Source organism: Leisingera sp. M658 (genome assembly GCF_025144145.1).
In the GTDB taxonomy this organism is placed as follows: domain Bacteria; phylum Pseudomonadota; class Alphaproteobacteria; order Rhodobacterales; family Rhodobacteraceae; genus Leisingera.
The window spans coordinates 2,342,568-2,358,938 of sequence record NZ_CP083546.1; the positions used below are offsets into that span (position 1 = coordinate 2,342,568).

Genomic DNA, 16,371 nt, shown 5'->3' on the forward strand with positions numbered 1-16,371 from the left:
CCATCTGGCGTGCCGCAAACCGTTCTTAGGGATTGGCCCGGACGACCCCGCCTGCCGCTGCGGAAAAAGGTCAGGAATTGGTATTTTGCGGTGCGGAAGACGTTTTTGGACCTCAAAGCATCGATTCTTTCCGAATTCAAACCCGGCGGCGTACGCAATCGCGGCAGATTCATAAAAATTCCGTCATTCCGGAGCACAAAAATTTCTTGTCGCATTCCGGATGTTTTTTTGATTTACACGCGACATTACCACTGAAAACGGCACCTTACCTAAAAAAGACGACACCCCCTTATCCGGCCTCGCAAGTGCTCGTTCCCGCCCGCCAAGGGTTTGGCGAATAACGCTTGCGAGGTGGCAGTAAATGCGCAAATCTTGAACCACCAATCAAAAAACGGGTGCTTGCAGCACCGCAATCAATCGGGAGAAATCAATGAACAAGCATATGCAGTATCTGGCCAGTCAGGCCGTGGCAGGCAAACTGACGCGCCGTGACTTCCTGGGCAAGGCCGCCGCACTGGGCTTTACCGCTGTGTCCGCAAACCTGCTGCTGTCCGGCGCAGCCAAAGCCGCCGGCCCGCAAAAAGGCGGCACTTTGCGCCTTGGTTTGCAGGGTGGCTCCACCACCGACAGCCTGGACCCGGCGCTGGTTACCAACACGGTTGGCCTGATGGTCACCCGCCTGTGGGGTGAAACCCTGGTGGAACTGACCGAAGACGGCGGCATCGAAGGCAAACTGGCCGAAAGCTATGAAGCTTCTGCAGATGCACGCACCTGGACCTTCAAACTGCGGTCCGGCGTGACCTATTCCAACGGCCAGAACGTCACCACAGAAGACGTGGTCAAGACCATGGAGCGCCACAGCGGCGAAGACACCAAGTCCGGCGCCTTGGGCATCATGCGCGGCATCAAGGACGTGCGCGCAGACGGCGATACCGTTGTCTTTGAACTCGACAGCCCGAACGCCGACCTCCCCTATCTGCTGGCGGACTATCACCTGATCGTTCAGCCGGGCGGCGGCAATGACGATCCTGCGGCTGCCATCGGCACCGGCCCCTACATCATGAAGTCCGCCGATATGGGCGTGCGTTTTGTGGCCGAGAAGAACCCGAACTACTGGGGTGATCTGGGCAATGCCGAGACCGTTGAAATCATCGTTATCAACGATGACACCGCCCGCGTTGCAGCGCTGCAATCCGGCCAGGTGGATGTGATCGACCGGGTGCCCCCGCGCACCGCAAAACTGGTCGAGCGCGCGCCCAATATCACGGTCCATTCGACCTCGGCGGCCGGTCACTATGTGTTCATCATGCACACCAACACTGCACCGTTCGACAACTACGACCTGCGCATGGCGCTGAAGTACGGGATCAACCGCGAGGAAATGGTCGACAAGATCCTGAACGGCTATGGCACGGTGGGCAATGACAGCCCGATCAATGCGTCTTACCCGATGTACACCGAGCTGGAGCAGCGTCAGTTCGATCCGGACAAAGCGATGTTCCACATGAAGAAATCCGGCCATGACGGCTCGGTGCTGCTGCGCACCTCGGACAATTCGTTCCCCGGTGCACCGGATGCTTCCGCATTGTTCCAGCAATCCTGCCAAAGCGCCGGCATCAAGCTGGACGTCAAGCGTGAGCCGAACGACGGCTACTGGTCGGAAGTCTGGAACAATCAGCCCTTCTGCACCAGCTACTGGGGCGGCCGCCCGACCCAGGACCAGATGTTCACAACCGCCTACCTGTCGACCGCGGACTGGAACGACACCCGTTTCAACAACGAGCAGTTCGACCAGATGCTGGTTGCAGCCCGCGGTGAGCTGGACGTCGCCAAGCGCACCCAGATGTATGCAGACATGTCGACAATCCTGCGCGATCAGGGCGGCCTGATCTGCCCGATGTTCAACGATTTTGTCGAGGCAACCACCGACAAGGTTGACGGTTTCGTCGAAGGTGTCCCGGGCCAGGTTCTGATGAACGGCTATGCTGCCAGCAAGCTGTGGGTCAAAGCTTAAATGTCCCCGATTATAAAACTCCTGGCTCAGCGCATCGCGCTGAGCCTCCTTCTTTTGCTGCTTATCTCAGTGGTGATCTTCGCGGGCACGATCGTGCTGCCTGGCGATGTTGCCCAATCGATCCTGGGGCAATCAGCAACACCGGAGGCTCTTGCCAACCTGCGGGCCGAACTTGGGGTCAATGATCCGCCTGTGGGGCGCTATTTCGCCTGGCTGTTCGGCGCCATGCAGGGTGATCTCGGCACTGCGCTGACCAGTGGCCAAGACATCACCTCTGCACTGGCCGGTCGTTTCTGGAACACTATGTTCCTGGCATTCTGGGCTGCTGTGGTCGCAGTTCCGCTGGCGATTTTCCTGGGCCTGCTTGCCGTTCGGTTCAAAGACCGCTGGCCCGACAAACTGATTTCGGCCGTCACCCTGGCCTCGATCTCGATCCCCGAATTCCTGATCGGCTATGTGCTGATGTACGTGGTCGCAGTGAAACTGCGCTGGTTTCCGTCGGTCGCCATGATCAATGATGGCATGACCCTGTTTGAAAAGCTGAACGCCATCGCCCTGCCGATCACCGTGCTGACGCTGGTGGTTCTGGCGCATATGATGCGGATGACCCGTGCCGCAATCCTGAACGTGATGCAGTCGGCCTATATCGAAACCGCCGAACTGAAGGGCCTCAACGCCTTTCAAGTTATCTACCGCCACGCTTTTCCCAACGCGATTGCGCCGATCGTCAACGTCGTGATGCTGAACCTCGCCTATCTGGTTGTCGGCGTCGTGGTGATCGAGGTGGTGTTTGTCTACCCGGGCATGGGCCAGTATCTGGTGGATCACGTGTCCAAGCGTGACGTGCCTGTTGTGCAGGCCTGCGGCCTTATCTTTGCCGCCGTCTATATCGGCCTCAACATGATTGCCGATATCGTCGCCATCCTGAGCAACCCGCGCCTGAGGCATCCGAAATGAAGAACATCCCCATTTCCGCACTCATCGGGCTGTTCTTCACGGCCCTGTACTTTCTTGGCGCCATCTTTGCGCCGCTGCTGGCCCCCTTTGGCGTTGGCGAAATCGTCGGCGATGTGTGGGAGCCGTCCAGCGCTGAATACCTGCTGGGCACCGACAACATCGGCCGCGACCTTCTCAGCCGGATGATCTATGGCGGCCGCACCACCATCTTCATCGCCACCGCAGCAACCGTCTTGTCGTTCACCCTGGGGTCAATCCTCGGTTTCTTTGCCGCCGTTGCCGGCGGCTGGGTTGATCAGGCGCTGTCGCGCTTTGTCGATCTGGTGATGTCGATCCCGACGCTGATCTTTGCGCTGGTTGTCCTGTCGGTTGCGCCAGTGACCATTCCGATGCTGATCATCGTGATGGGCCTGCTGGACGCCACCCGCGTCTACCGTCTGGCCCGGGCCGTCGCAGTGGATATCGAGGTGATGGACTACGTCGAAGCAGCCCGTCTGCGCGGCGAGAAAACCGCCTGGATCATCTTCCGCGAAATCCTGCCCAACGCGTTGTCCCCTTTGATTGCCGAAATGGGCCTGCGGTTCATCTTTGCGGTTCTGTTTGTCTCCACCCTGTCCTTCCTGGGCCTGGGTGTGCAGCCGCCTGAGGCTGACTGGGGCGGCATCGTGAAGGAGAACAAGGAAGGCATCGTCTACGGCATCCCCGCAGCCCTGATCCCGGCCTTTGCCATCGCCACCCTGGCGATCTCGGTCAACCTTGTGGCTGACTGGGTGCTGAACCGGACAACCTCGCTGAAAGGAGGCCGCGGATGAGCGATACTCTGTTGAAAGTCCGCGACCTGAAGATCGGCGCGACTGTCTATCCGCCCGGGGAACGCCCCCGTGATATCGAGATCGTGCACGGGGTCAGCTTTGACCTCGCGCCCGGCAAGGTGCTGGGGCTGATTGGCGAATCCGGAGCAGGCAAATCCACCATCGGTCTGGCGTCCATGGCCTATGGCCGCGGCGGCGTGAAGATCACCGGCGGCGAGGTCTGGGTCAACGGCCGCGACGTGCTCAAGGGCAGCCACAAGGACATCCGCAAACTGCGCGGCGCCGAGGTGACCTATGTGTCGCAATCGGCAGCAGCTTCCTTCAACCCGGCCAAGAAGATCATGGACCAGGTGGTCGAGGCGGCAGTGGAGCAAAAGAAGTTCTCCCGCAAGGACGCCGAAGCCCGTGCGCGGGTGCTGTTTGCCAAACTGGGCCTGCCGGACCCGGACAATATCGGCGAGCGCTTCCCGCACCAGGTGTCGGGCGGCCAACTGCAGCGCTGCATGACCGCGCTGGCGCTGTGCCCGGAGCCGGATCTGGTGGTGTTCGACGAGCCGACAACGGCACTGGACGTGACCACCCAGATCGACGTGCTGATGGCGATTAAGGAAGCGATCCGCGACACCGGTGTTGCCGCGCTCTACATCACCCACGACCTGGCGGTTGTGGCGCAGGTGAGCGACGACATCATGGTGCTGAAGATGGGCAACACCGTGGAATACGGCAGTGTCGATCAGATCATCAACACCCCGCAGGAGGAGTACACCCAGGCGCTGGTCTCGGTCCGCTCCATCGAGCATGAGGAGAAAGCCCCGACGCCGGACCCTGTGCTGAGCGTGCGCAATATCACCGCGCGCTACAAAGGCACCCAGTTCGACGTGCTGCACAATGTGAATGTTGATCTTTATCCCGGCCAGACGCTGGCGGTTGTGGGCGAATCCGGTTCCGGCAAATCCACCCTGGCCCGCGTCATCACCGGGCTTCTTCCACCGCGCGAGGGTGAGATTGAATTTGCAGGCCGCACTCTTTCAGGCGACCTCAAAGGGCGCAGCCGCGAGGACCTGCGCGAGCTGCAGATGATCTATCAGATGGCGGATGTCGCGATGAACCCGCGCCAGACCGTCGGCACCATCATCGGCCGCCCGCTGGAGTTCTACTTTGGCATCCGCGGCGCGGAAAAGAAGAAGCGGATCATCGAACTGCTCGACGAGATCGAGCTGGGCGAAAAGTTCATGGACCGGTATCCGGCGGAATTGTCAGGCGGCCAGAAGCAGCGTGTCTGCATTGCCCGCTCGCTGGCGGCCAAGCCCAAGTTGATCATCTGCGACGAGGTCACCTCGGCGCTGGACCCGCTGGTGGCGGACGGCATCCTGAAGCTGCTTCTGGACCTGCAGAAGATCGAGGATGTCGCCTATCTGTTCATCACCCACGATCTGGCAACCGTGCGAGCCATCTCGGATAACATCGCGGTGATGTATCAGGGCAAGGTGCAGCGCTACGGCGGCAAGTCCAAAGTGCTGAGCCCGCCATTTGACGATTACACCGACCTGCTGCTGAGTTCCGTCCCCGAGATGAAGCTGGGCTGGCTTGAAGAGGTGATCGCCAACCGCAAAATGGAAAGCGCCGGCAACTGATCCCGTAATCTTTTGCGTCATCTTACGCCCCTGTCCGGTTCCGGGCGGGGGCTTTTTCTTTTCTGCCCCGGTTATTTTATGATAGCTTGACGGAACCGGGGAAATGCGGCGGGTCCAGCCGCAAATAAATGTTCTGTTTCTGAGTGCAGCTGTTTTTGCTTTGCAGGTCAACCTGAAGTCATCGGGCAGTTTTGTTTGACTGCAACAGGCTGGAGGGGCTGCTATGACAGATTGGGCCATTCACGGACAGGAAATCGGCAACTGCAATTGCAATCCGGGGTGCCCGTGCCAGTTCTCACAGCTGCCCACGGACGGCACCTGCGAAGCCATGCTGACCTACCGTATCGACAAGGGGCATTATGGCAGCGTCCAGCTGGACGGGCTTTATGCGGCGGTGATCTATAAGTGGCCCGGTGCCGTGCACGAGGGCAACGGCCAGATGCAGATGATCATCGACGAACGCGCCACCGCGGATCAGCGGGCCGCGCTAGAGGCGATCATGACAGGCGAAGACACCGATGAATTCGCCACCATGTTCTATGTGTTCAGCCTGACAAGCCCGACCAAGCACGAAACGCTGCATGCCGCGATCTCGTTGGACTACGATCGCGAAACCGGCACCGGGTCAGCCAAGGTTGGCGATTACGCCGAAACCAATGTGCAGCCGATCGCCAATATCGTTTCCGGGGATCCGCATTTCATCAGCATCGCGCTGCCGAAAGGCTTCGAATTCACCGAGGCCGCCATGGCCTGCGGTTCGACCGTGACACGCAATGCAGCGATCAGCCTGGACAAGAACAGCGGAACCCACGCCCATATCGCCGAATTGCATCTGACCGGCAGAGGCGTTGAGCGCGCGGCCTGAGACGGCCATGGCACCGGTGCTGCGCATAAAGGGAACAGCGGAACGGTTAGCGCGCCACGATCAGGCAGTGGTGCTGGGCGCCGTGGCCATGATCGTGCTGCTTAGCGTGCTTTACACTGTTTTCGGCGTTGGCATGACCATGACCGCAGTAGAAATGACACGGATGGCCGGACCGATTGGCGCACCGATGCAGATGGACGCGAACAATGCCTGGACGCCTGCCTATGCCGGGCTGACCTTCCTGATGTGGTGGATCATGATGGTCGCCATGATGACCCCCAGTGCCGCGCCTGTGCTGCTGCTTTACACGGCCATCAAAAGAGCCGGCTCCAGACCGCAGCAGGCACCGCTGCTGAGTTTGGCGTTTCTTGGCGGTTATCTGCTGGCTTGGGCCGTTTTTTCAATTATCGCCACCAGCTTGCAATGGTGGCTGGAATCGTGGGGCCTCTCTGATGGTCCCATGATGTCGCTCAGCAGCCGCGCGCTTGGCGGTGCGTTGTTGCTGGCGGCGGGCGCCTATCAGTTTACCCCCTACAAGCACGCCTGCCTATTTCATTGCCGGATGCCGGTACAATTTCTGACCGCGCATAACCGCACAGGTTTGGATGGTGCTGTACTGATGGGCGCCCATCACGGCGTTTTTTGCCTCGGCTGCTGCTGGGCGTTGATGCTGCTGCTGTTTGCCGGCGGCATCATGAACCTCTACTGGATTGCTGGGCTCGCGCTTTATGTGCTGGCGGAAAAGCATGTCCGCAACCCGCGCCTGTTTGCCAGCTCCACTGGCGGGCTCCTACTGCTTGCCGGCGTCTATGTCCTTGCCACCGCATTCTAAGCCCGGCCCGGCCCCTCCCCGGCAAAGCAAGGAAACTTCCCGCTGAAATGCCGGTTTCTGACCATCCTTTCGTTTTTTGAATGGCAATTCAAGAAACCGTCACGATGATACGGCACCAAGGTCTGCGCGAAAAAGGGATTCGGCGAATGGACAACAAACTCCTGCTCATCATTCTGGACGGTGTGCCGTGGCGCAACTTCCGCCGCCTGTTCGGCAACCTTGAAGGCTGGGTCGACAGCGGCGATGCCCGCGTCTGGAAACTGCGCGCTGTACTGCCGTCGATCTCGGCCAGCTGCTATGCCTCGATCCACACCGGTGTGGCGCCCGCCATCCATGGCTGCACCGGCAACGCCAATGTGTTCCGGCTGAAGGAAAAGGACGTATTCTCCCAGGTGCGCGAAACGGGCGGCGTGACGGGGGCTGTGGCGCACAGCTACTGGTCGTCCTTCTTCAACCGGCATCCGTTCGACTACGTGCGCGACATCGAATACGACGAACCCGAAAGCAAGACCATCAACCATGGCCGGTTTCATTCCATGACCGGCTACGGCAAAGATAATCAGATGACCCCGTCGGATGTCGATCTGTTCGGCACCCTGACCAACCTCTGCCTGCGATTTGGCCTGGACTACGGGATGCTGCACACCTGTACCCTGGACAGCATGGGCCACCGGTTCTTCCATGATTGCCAGGAAATGGACCACGCCTGTTTCGTGATGGACGAGATGCTGGCCCCATTCATCACCCGCTGGCGCGATCTGGGCTATGAGGTGATCGTCACCGCCGACCACGGCCAGGACGAGCGCGGCCACCATGGCGGCCGCGGCCCGCTGCAGCAGGAAACAGCACTGTATTACTTTGGTGATGCCGAAGGCCCCGATCATGACGCCGTGATCGACCAGCGCCAGCTGGCGCCGACCATCCTGAAACGTCTGGGCGCACCCGTTGCCGGCACCATGAAGGCAGAACCGTTCCTGAAGTAACGCGAATTCGGCGGTTTTGTGCTAGAATGGTCCTCAGCCGCTGTTTTTTTTCGTCAGGAACGATTGCCATGAAATCTTTTGCTGCTGCGCTGTGCCTGCTGGCGTCCCCGGTACTGGCCAGCGATGCCTGTCACGACCTGTGGTTCACCAGGAACGCAGTTATCGACCGGGCCGGGTATTGTTTCGGCTCGCCGCTGGGCCGGGCGGTGTTCAACAACGGCGATTGCATCGGCAAATCCGTATCCCTGCCGCCGCACGCCGGGCGGATGGTGGCTTTGGTCAAGGAGATGGAGGCGCGGTTCGGCTGCCGGGTGAACAACAAGCAGACCTATCTGGACCTGGACGATCTGTTCCTCAGGCACCAGCTGTGGGACCTGCCTGTGCGGGACGAGTTTGAAAGCGCCTGCCTGGGCTGGCTGGGTCCGGTGACCGGCCTGCGGGCGGGACACCGCCCGGATGCACCGCTGGTCGGTCTGATCGTTGCCGGGGATTATGTCAGCTATTCGCACATCCCGGTTGGCAGCTGGACCTATGTCACAACCTCCGGCCCGGACTGGCAGGCAACCAGCGGCGGTTGGCTGGATACATCGCTGGTTCAGGAGCAATGCCGCGAGGTTGCCGGCTAGGGCGCCTCGTCATCGTAGCTCCAGATCCCCTGCCCCAGCGCTTCGATCGCGACCGAGATCCGCTCAAAACTGTCCCGCGCCCGGCCCACGCTGTGGCGGGCGCGCAGATACCCGTGGATCAGGCCCGGCTCGTTGATCCAATGCGCCTTGCCGCCGGCCTCCTGAACGCGGTCGCTGTAATCACGGGAGTCATCGCGCACCGGGTCGCAATCAGCTGTCACCAGCACTGTCGGCGGCAGACCTGCAAAATCGCTGTCGGCAAGCGGTGTTAACAGCGGGTCATCTTTCGGCGCCGCGCCATCGGTTCGGATATCCATGTAAAACAGCACATCCTCGCGGGTCAGCATCGGCGCTTTGGCGTGTTCGATATAAGACCCCTGGTTCACATCGCCGCCAAAGGCGCCATAGATCAGCACCTGCCCCAGGATTGCCTCTGTCCGGCCCCGGGCATGGGCGGCAACCGCAGCGCACAGGTTCGCACCGGCGCTGTCACCGGTCAGGACAATGCCGGTGCCATAAGCGGCCTCCACCCATTCCAAAGCGGTCCAGGCGTCCTCGAAACTGGCCGGGTGCTTGTGCTCCGGCGCCAGGCGGTAGTCCACGGCCACTACCCGGTAACCGGTCTGGGCGCAGATCTCGGCGCAGACATCGTCATGGCTGTCGAGCCCGCCAACCACAAAACCGCCGCCATGGCAGAACAGCACTGTGCGGGTCGGATCGCCTGCGGTGTAGACCCGGACCGGCACCCCGTTAGCCGAGGTATCCGTGACCGAAACCACATCCGGACGCGGCACCCGGAACTCGCGTGCCATGGAGTCATAAATCAGGCGCTGCTCTTCAATGGACATCTCAACGGCGTCATCAGGGTAGTGCTCCCCGGTCTTCTGGATAAAGTCCCAGGTCTCTTCGTCGATCAGCCGTTCATAATCCATCCGCGAGCCTCCCTGCGTGTCTGTTTTCAGAGCCTAGGCAGAGATTCCCGCAAATGGAATGCCTGAATGAAAAAGCGCCCCTGAGGGCGCCTTTTATCTCACGTTTACAATCAGGTTCAGTCCGCCGCCGGCTCCCAGGGCCGGGTGAAGCTGGCCAGGACACCGGAAATTTCAGGCTCGGCACTGCCATTGGCCGCCACCTGGGCCACCAGACCGCGTTTTTTGTCATCGGTGACACTGACAACCCGCGCGGCCAGACCCGCCTTTTCCAGTGCGCCGTTGTAAACACGGGTGATCGCATGTTTGCGCAGATCCGGCTTGAACACCTTGCCCACGGCGGTTTTCGGCAGCTCGTCCAGCACCGTCATATGCTTGGGGATCGCCGCCCGCTCATGCACGTGGATCTTGCAGTACTCAAGCAGTTCCTCCTCGCTGACCGAGGCGCCGCCCACCAGCTCAACAAAGGCGCAAGGCAGCTCGCCCGAGTGGGCATCCGGCTGGCCGATAGCGCCGGCAAATGCCACCGCTTCATGGCCCAGCAGCGCCTCTTCAATCTCGGCCGGGTCGATGTTGTGGCCGCCCCGGATGATCAGATCTTTGGCACGGCCGGTGATCCACAGGTAGCCATCCCCGTCAATCCGCCCCAAGTCGCCGGTGCGCAGGTATTTGTCCTGATAGTAGAGGTCCACGTTCTTGTCGGTTTCGGTATAGGTATTGCCGGGGAACACGCCGGGGTTCGAGATGCAGATTTCCCCGACTTCATCGACTCCGCATTCCAGCGGGCCGTCGGAGGTCTGCTTGACGATCCGCACATCCGTATAGGGCAGCGGGATCCCAACCGAGCCAACCTTCTTTTCACCGCCCGGAGGGTTGCAGGACACCAGGCAGGTCGCCTCGGTCAGCCCGTAACCTTCGACAATGGTCACACCCGAAGCCGCCTCAAACCGCTTGAACAATTCCATCGGCATCGGGGCCGAGCCGGAAAACGCCGTTTTCACCGAGGAGATATCAGCGTCCACTTCCCGCTGCATCAGCGCCGAAACAGCGGTGGGCACGGTGATGATAAAGGTGATCTTCCAGCGTTCGATCAGCTTCCAGAAGTTGTCGAACACCCCCTCGCCCCGGTAACCTTGCGGTGTCGGGAACACTACATGCGCCCCCGAGGACACCGCCGCCATCATGATCACATGCACTGCAAAAACGTGGAACAGCGGCAGCGGGCACATGATGTTGTCTTCTTCGGTGAACAGCAGTGTGTCCCCCAGCCAGCCGTTATAGATCAGGCCTGAGTATTTATGCTGCGCCACCTTGGGCATTCCCGTGGTGCCGCCGGTGTGGAAATAGCAGGCAACCCGGTCGCCGTCGCTGTCGGCAAAATTCAGCGTGGCGGGATGTTTTGCCATCTCCTTGGAGAAATTCAGGTAATCCGCATGCGCCGCTTTGGCCTGATTATCCAGCTTGGGCCGGATCAGCGGCACGATCCAGGATTTCGGCGGCGTCAGGTAACGGTTCAGGTCCACTTCCAGAACCGTGTTCACCCCAGGCGCATGGCGCACCGCCTCAGCCACCTTCTGAGCCACGTCGGTCTTGGGGAAGGGCCGCAGGGTCACCACCACCTTGGCCTTGGTCTCGCGCAGGATCGAGGCGATCTGCTCTGGCTCCAAGAGCGGGTTGATCGGGTTCACGATCCCCGCCACAGCACCGCCGAGCATGGTCACCAGCGTCTCGTGGCAGTTGGGCAGCACATAGGCGACCACGTCCTGCTCTCCGATCCCCAGCGCGCGGAACATATTTGCCGCCTGGCTCACCTGATCCTTCAGCGTGCTCCAGGTCAGGGTTTCCGCCTTGTCCCGGGGGCCGGAAAAAATCTGATAGCTGACCGCGTTGCTGTTCGGGTACTTGCCCGCGGTTCGTGACAGCAGCCCATACAGCGTGGCCGGCAGATCCCGCGCCTCATACGGCATTTCGTTCTGCAGCGCGTCGCGGTCTGCGACTCCGGAAAATCCCATAAATCTCCTCCCCGTTCCCCCAATGAATGGGGTGTTCTGTTTGCGCCCAGACTATTGCAAACGCGCAATTGCGCAAGCACTGCAACAGGGTCACGCCAAGGCAGTTTGCGGCATGACGTGGCGCCATTTTGCTGCGATTTGCGGTTTTCCAAACAAAAACACCCCGGAACCAGTCCGGGGTGCAGAGTATTCTTCAGGAATTGGCGTTTACTCCGCTGCCAGCCCTTCGGTGAACTGCAGCTTGGCCAGGCGCGCATACAGCCCGCCTTGCGCCACCAGCTCATCATGGGTGCCGGTGGCCACAATCCGGCCCTGATCCATCACCACAATCCGGTCGGCCTTCTTCACCGTTGCCAGACGGTGCGCCACAATCAGTGTGGTGCGGCCTTGGCTCAGCTCGTCCACCGCGGCCTGCACAAGACGCTCGCTTTCGGCATCCAGCGCCGAGGTCGCCTCGTCCAGCAGCAGTACCGGCGCATCGCGCAGAATGGCACGGGCAATGGCAATCCGCTGTTTCTGGCCGCCCGACAGCATCACCCCGCGCTCGCCGACGAAGCTATCATAGCCTTCGGGCAGTTTCGAGATGAAGTCATGCGCGGCGGCGGCTTGGGCTGCAGCTTCGACCTCGGCATCCGAGGCTTCTGGCCGGCCGAACCGGATGTTCTCGCGGGCGGAGGCAGCAAAGATCACCGGATCCTGCGGCACCAGCGCGATGTGACGGCGGAATTCATCCCGCTGCAGCGCTGTCAGCGCTACACCATCCAGTTTCACCGCACCCTGGTTCGGGTCATAAAACCGCTGCAACAACTGAATGATGGTGGTCTTGCCCGCGCCGGACGGTCCGACAAATGCAACAGTCTCGCCCGGCTTTACCGCCAGCGACACCGCGTCCAGCGCCGAGACATCGGGGCGCGACGGATAGCGGAACGACACATTGTCGAACTGGATTTCGCCCTTGACCGGCGCGGGCAGCACCTGCGCCGCAGCCGGATCCAGCACGGTATCCTTGGCGTTCAACAGCTCAACCAACCGCTCGGTTGCGCCGGCAGCGCGCTGCAGCTCGCTCCAGATTTCCGACAGCGCTGCCACCGAGCCAGCCACCAGCACAGCATAGATCACAAACTGGATCAGGGAACCCTCTGACATGACACCTGCGCGCACATCATTGGCGCCCATCCACAGCACGCCGACAACACCAGAGAACACCAGAAAAATCACGATTACTGTCAGATAAGCACGCGTCTGGATCCGACGGCAGGAAACAGTATAGGCGGTCTCGGTCATCTCGCCGAATTTCAGGCGGCTGGCGGCCTCATGGGTAAAGGCCTGCACGGTCTGCACCGCCCCCAGCGCCTCACCCGCATTGCCTGAGGAGGCCGCGATCCAGTCCTGATTTTCCTTGCTGATCGCGCGCAGACGGCGGCCTAGCACCAGAATCGGGACAATAACGGCCGGCACAATCAGCAGCACCATCATCGTCAGCTTGGCCGAGGTCAGCAGCATCAGCACCATGCCGCCCAGGAAAATCAGCAGATTGCGCAACGCGATCGACACCGAGGACCCCAGCACCGACTGGATCAGCGTTGTATCAGTGGTGATCCGGCTCAGCACTTCGCCGGTCATGACCCGTTCATAAAACTCCGGACTCATGCCGATCACCCGGTCGAACACCGCCTTGCGGATATCGGCCACCACCCGTTCCCCCAGCCGGGTCACCAGCGCATAGCGCACACCGGTGCCAGCCGCGAGCAGCGCAGCAATTCCCAGCGCCGCGCCAAAATAGAGGTTCAGCAATTCGGAATCCGAGACCCGGAAATTATCCACCACCCGGCGCACTGCCAAAGGCAGCGTCAGCGACAGCCCTGCGGTCATCACCAGCGCGCAGGTCGCAGCAAGCATCAGCAGACGGTATGGCCGCATATACGGCCACAGCGCCGACAGTACGCCAATTTTACGGGAGCCTTCGCGCTCCTGTTCCGCATTCGGGGCCGCTTGTCTCCGCGCCATACCGGATCCTTCTGCACTTTGGGCTGGCGGGTATGAAACCCCGCGCATTCGCCAAGGTTCATGGCCCTGCAGGCTCCGCGCGTCAAGCGCTGAGCCGTTTCAAAAAGCACATGAAAGCGCGAACGTCCCGCGTCACGGTGTAACAGAATGGCAGCCGGGGGAAGATCTGGAGCGGGTAGCGGGAATCGAACCCGCACCTTAAGCTTGGAAGGCTCTTATGATACCATTTCACCATACCCGCTCAGAGTGTTTGCTGATTTAGGTGAAGCGCCCGGGAAGGTCAACCTCCTTGGTTTCGTTTCTCGACGCGCCGCAGAAAAAATCCATCCAAGACTTGCAGAGTTCCCGGCAAGCCCCCCAAATATAGGAACAATCCTGCCAGCTTCCGCAATTTCAACGATCCGGACCTCCGCCTTGAGAAAGATCACGCGCACCGCCGTTATAACCGCCCATGGCCAGCCTTCCGACCCTGCTCCGGCAGAGGCCGCCCTGGCCGGTCTTGCGGCAGAAGTTGCGACGCATCTGCCGGACTGGGATGTGCGCTCCGCCACCCTCGCCACGCCTGGGCGGCTGGAGCGCGAAATTGCCGAGAACGCCGTGGTCTATCCGTTTTTTATGTCGCAGGGATGGTTCACGGCCAAGGTTCTGCCGGACCGCCTTAAGGGCCGCAGCTACCGCATGGCACCGCCTTTCGGTCTGGATGCCGCCCTTCCCGCCCTCGCGGCCCAGGCCGTCCGCCAGACTGTCACAGACCAAAGCTGGCCGCTGGCAGAAACGCATCTTCTGCTTGCCGCGCACGGCTCTGCCCGCGGCCCCAAAGCGGCAGAGGCCGCAGACCATTTTGCCGCCCACCTGCGCCCCTTGCTGCCTGGCTGCACACTCTCGCCCGGCTATGTGGAACAATCCCCGCGGATTGAAACCGCCGCAACCGCATTATCTGTTCGCTCCATTTGCCTGCCTTTCTTTGCCCAGGCCGGCGATCATGTGAAACAGGACATCCCCCAAGCGCTCGAGGCTGCGGGGTTCAAGGGAATTCTGCTGCCCGTCGCTGGCGCGCTGCCCGGTATTCCAGCCCTGATCGCCGAAGCCATCCGCGCGGTTGCACCCGACCAAAGTGCGGGCAGCTGAGATTTTTCCTAGCCGGAAAGAAAAGCAGTTTTTGGCCCGGACAGAGGCAATACACCTCTTGCACAGGCTGCAAGCATGTGATTAATCACGCCCTACACCACGGCTGGCGAGTTGGCGGAGTGGTTACGCAGCGGATTGCAAATCCGTGTACACCGGTTCGATTCCGGTACTCGCCTCCATTTAAAAACAATCACTTAGATCACTCCTTGCCGTGTTTGAGGCCCCGCGTTTACAGGGGCGTTTACATTTTTGTGTCTTGAGACAGTGATTTTGCCCGATTGAGCTTGCGCAAAACCGCATCGCTTTCGTCCGGGCTAACCTGCGCATAGTGCTCGATAACCTGCGCCGCGTAGCGAACCGACCACCCCATCAGCACCGCAATCTGGCGCAAAGACAGATCGGCATTCAGCAATCTTGTCGCCGCCGTCCCGCGCGTATCAGACAAAGTCTTCTCTCTACCGTCGATCCAAGGGGGGATCTGAGCTTCGCGCCGCCACTTGGTGATCTGGTTCGATGCCCAACGGGCCGTCAAAGGCCTGCCAAGCTCTGACACCAGCAGCACCTCTTGGCCTTCCGGCGTCTCTGCGATCAATTTCTCAAGTGCCGATGTGGCCGGGATATATGCGATCTGGCCGCGCTTACTGGTCCTGAAGCGAAGGCGCTTGCCGTGCGGCGTGTCTTCGAATTGGTCCATTTTAACCTGAACCAGATCGGCCGCTCGCAAGCCGGTTTCGCATCCGGCGGTCAGGATCCTTTGAACCCACTTGGGAGCATGTTTGTTGAACTGGGCGATATCGCCGCTTGTCCAGATGATCTCTGTGCGGTTCGATTGGTAGAGCTTTTTGAGCTTGTGGCAGTGGTGCTCTTTCAGCTTTCCCTCTTCCACCGCCCAATTGAGGACGCGTGTGGCATGGGTGCCTGCCATGTCGTGTTGCTTGGGAGAATGAAGCCACTTCTTGCGCCAATTGTTGACCTCGCCTCGCGAGGCGCGCTCTTCGAACATTGCGACGGGATCTGCCCCAAATTCCTCGCGAAACAGTTCCAGCCACTTGCGGATATCAGCCTTTGAACGCTCAGCCTTGGGCAAGGACGCACTGGACAAAAAATCGTCGACCAAGTGAGTCGTCAGATATTCAGCCGGGCTCACGGGGGTGCCGCATTGTGAAAACGCATGGAAGAAATCGGGTTCTTTGGGGTTTGGGTCCGTCCCTTCCCAAAATTTTGGGCCACCCCGCCAAGCATAGAAATGGTAGCGTACACCGGACACAACCTTGCGCCGGACACGGTGGACGCCCTTGGGAAGGTTACTTCTGGGCACGGCGCGCTCTCCGCTGTGCAACGAGACTCGGTTGGGAAGTAGCTTCGCGTTCTGCCGCGCTGATGCCTTGAACAGCATCCAATCGCGCGCGAATGAGCTTCGGGTCATACCACCCGCGCCGCCCTGGTACCGGAGCGATACCCGTCCTACGGCAGAAGTCATAGAAGGACGCGCTCGGCTCAGTGTAGCCGAAGAGAAGCGCGAGCTCAGGGGTGGGAATCAGCTGAATATGGCTTGGGCTCATTTTTCAGCCC

The 16,371-nt window shown here is 60.5% G+C and carries 14 protein-coding genes and 2 tRNA genes; 11 read left to right on the plus strand and 5 right to left on the minus strand.

Annotated elements, in window-relative coordinates:
- Nucleotides 1-32: 32 nt before the first annotated feature.
- The 9 genes from K3724_RS11710 (at nt 33) to K3724_RS11750 (ending at nt 8,723) form a co-directional block, all read left to right on the plus strand.
- Nucleotides 33-341 (plus strand): hypothetical protein, encoded by a 309-nt coding sequence (locus K3724_RS11710; protein ID WP_259984976.1) that lies wholly within the window; start codon nt 33-35, stop codon nt 339-341.
- An 89-nt stretch (nt 342-430) separates the two neighbouring features.
- Nucleotides 431-2,014, plus strand: coding sequence for an ABC transporter substrate-binding protein (locus K3724_RS11715; RefSeq protein WP_259984979.1), 1,584 nt, complete (start codon nt 431-433; stop codon nt 2,012-2,014).
- On the plus strand, nt 2,015-2,971 hold the full coding sequence (locus K3724_RS11720; RefSeq protein ID WP_259984981.1) for an ABC transporter permease: 957 nt from the start codon (nt 2,015-2,017) through the stop codon (nt 2,969-2,971).
- Nucleotides 2,968-3,783, plus strand: a complete 816-nt coding sequence (locus K3724_RS11725; protein ID WP_259984983.1) for an ABC transporter permease — start codon at nt 2,968-2,970, stop codon at nt 3,781-3,783. The genes K3724_RS11720 and K3724_RS11725 overlap by 4 nt, the downstream gene beginning before the upstream one ends.
- Nucleotides 3,780-5,417, plus strand: a complete 1,638-nt coding sequence (locus K3724_RS11730; protein WP_259984984.1) for an ABC transporter ATP-binding protein — start codon at nt 3,780-3,782, stop codon at nt 5,415-5,417. Before K3724_RS11725 ends, K3724_RS11730 begins: the two co-directional genes overlap by 4 nt.
- 223 nt (nt 5,418-5,640) lie before the next feature.
- The gene (locus K3724_RS11735; RefSeq protein WP_259984986.1) at nt 5,641-6,282 is read left to right on the plus strand and encodes a DUF1326 domain-containing protein; all 642 of its coding nucleotides are present in this window, start codon (nt 5,641-5,643) and stop codon (nt 6,280-6,282) included.
- 7 nt (nt 6,283-6,289) lie between these two features.
- Nucleotides 6,290-7,114 (plus strand): DUF2182 domain-containing protein, encoded by an 825-nt coding sequence (locus K3724_RS11740; protein WP_259984988.1) that lies wholly within the window; start codon nt 6,290-6,292, stop codon nt 7,112-7,114.
- 146 nt (nt 7,115-7,260) lie between these two features.
- Nucleotides 7,261-8,097 (plus strand): alkaline phosphatase family protein, encoded by an 837-nt coding sequence (locus K3724_RS11745; RefSeq protein WP_259984991.1) that lies wholly within the window; start codon nt 7,261-7,263, stop codon nt 8,095-8,097.
- 68 nt (nt 8,098-8,165) lie between these two features.
- A complete protein-coding gene (locus K3724_RS11750) occupies nt 8,166-8,723 on the plus strand; it encodes a DUF4453 domain-containing protein (protein WP_259984994.1) in 558 nt (185 codons plus the stop codon).
- Here the strand turns inward: K3724_RS11750 and K3724_RS11755 are convergent.
- From K3724_RS11755 to K3724_RS11770, 4 genes are all read right to left on the minus strand, one after another.
- Entirely contained in the window at nt 8,720-9,655 is a 936-nt protein-coding gene (locus K3724_RS11755) for an alpha/beta hydrolase (protein WP_259984996.1), read from the minus strand. The genes K3724_RS11750 and K3724_RS11755 overlap by 4 nt on opposite strands.
- Before the next feature lie 116 nt (nt 9,656-9,771).
- The gene (locus tag K3724_RS11760) at nt 9,772-11,664 is read right to left on the minus strand and encodes an acyl-CoA synthetase (RefSeq protein ID WP_259984998.1); all 1,893 of its coding nucleotides are present in this window, start codon (nt 11,662-11,664) and stop codon (nt 9,772-9,774) included.
- A gap of 207 nt (nt 11,665-11,871) precedes the next feature.
- On the minus strand, nt 11,872-13,671 hold the full coding sequence (locus K3724_RS11765; RefSeq protein ID WP_259984999.1) for an ABC transporter transmembrane domain-containing protein: 1,800 nt from the start codon (nt 13,669-13,671) through the stop codon (nt 11,872-11,874).
- Between the two features lie 167 nt (nt 13,672-13,838).
- Nucleotides 13,839-13,912, minus strand: a tRNA-Gly gene (locus tag K3724_RS11770).
- Nucleotides 13,913-14,085: 173 nt separating this feature from the next.
- On the opposite strand from K3724_RS11770, the gene K3724_RS11775 reads away from it, so the two are divergent.
- Both K3724_RS11775 and K3724_RS11780 read left to right on the plus strand, forming a co-directional pair.
- Nucleotides 14,086-14,799 carry a CbiX/SirB N-terminal domain-containing protein gene (locus tag K3724_RS11775; RefSeq protein WP_259985001.1) on the plus strand — a complete coding sequence of 238 codons (714 nt, stop codon included), beginning with the start codon at nt 14,086-14,088 and terminating at the stop codon, nt 14,797-14,799.
- Nucleotides 14,800-14,904: 105 nt separating this feature from the next.
- A tRNA-Cys gene (locus K3724_RS11780) sits at nt 14,905-14,978 on the plus strand.
- A gap of 62 nt (nt 14,979-15,040) precedes the next feature.
- Here K3724_RS11780 and K3724_RS11785 read toward each other — a convergent pair.
- On the minus strand, nt 15,041-16,225 hold the full coding sequence (locus tag K3724_RS11785; RefSeq protein WP_259985002.1) for a site-specific integrase: 1,185 nt from the start codon (nt 16,223-16,225) through the stop codon (nt 15,041-15,043).
- Nucleotides 16,226-16,371 lie beyond the last annotated feature (146 nt).